We start from the raw sequence: 1051 nt of genomic DNA, 5'->3' as shown, positions 1-1051 counted from the left end.
GTTTCCCATCTTTTCGTAAAGTTCGGCCATTTCCACCTTTGTAAGAATACTGTCTGGATCTCTTTTCGAAAGGTCTTTGAGAACATTCAGAGCTTCATCCATTCGACCGGCATTAATATAGGCATCAGTTAACATGAAGTAGGTGACAAGGTGATCGGGAGAAGCTGCAATCTCCCTTTGCCAACAATCTGCCGCACTATCAAAATCACCTCTGTTATAGAATGTCTGACCAAGAAATGAATACGCTGTAACAAGTGAAGAATCTATCTTTAGAGCATTTTGAAGCCATTTAATTCCCTCTTCTTCATCACCTGACTCTAGAAAAATAGAGCCTTTCAGCTCACAAACCGTCGCTTTGTCAACATTTGCATCCATGAGCAAATCAAGAAACTTCTGGGCGCTTTCATAGTCACCCCGATCAGCTATAGAGAGTATTTTGTCCTGAAACCCCGAAAATGTACCTCTAGTAAAAGAAGCCACAGAGAGACCTGTCTCTTTCAAGTAATCATTGAATTCCTCGTATTCTATGGGAGCGTAGTTTTCGGGAGTTACAACATTGTCGAAAGTTTCCGCTAAACCACCTATTGTCAGAAGATCCTTCCCAATTTTAGTAGACTTCAAATCATGTATCGCAACGTTTATATCACCATCGTAAACCTCATCGAGGATTGCGATCGCAAATGGTAGTGTGTCCGTGATATCAAAGCTCTTCTTGTCTTTCTTGAGGCGAATAATCTCCATATAGCACCTCTTCTCAGAGTGACTTGTAAAAAATATACCATGTTTGCTCGCCGAAGAAGTAATTTTACCTAAGATTGGTGAATCTTTCTATTCTTGTTTCACCATGAATGAGGTCTGCCGAGATCAGAATGAACAGAGACCATTCCAGGTAGAAAACCAAAATCACTTTACCATGAAGGACTTCAAAATACCGGTGCACTGCGCTTCTTACATAAGGCAACTAATTATTAAGAGCTTGATAGCTTGTCAACGTGATTTCTTATGGCTCCTTGAGTTTTTTCCCTTCGACTTATCGGGAGAGGAGCGCTTA

At 40.8% G+C, this 1051-nt stretch carries 1 protein-coding gene; it reads right to left on the bottom strand.

Annotation, left to right across the window (positions count from 1 at the left end):
* The coding region (locus BG32_RS02075) for a M48 family metallopeptidase (protein WP_121526326.1) at window positions 1-741 on the bottom strand (741 nt) is incomplete at its 3' end.
* Between the last annotated feature and the right edge of the window lie 310 nt (window positions 742-1051).

Source organism: Mesotoga sp. HF07.pep.5.2.highcov (assembly GCF_003666285.1).
Classification (GTDB): domain Bacteria; phylum Thermotogota; class Thermotogae; order Petrotogales; family Kosmotogaceae; genus Mesotoga; species Mesotoga prima.
The sequence above is the reverse complement of the archived record's forward strand: the minus strand, read 5'-3'. Positions and strand labels throughout refer to the sequence as shown.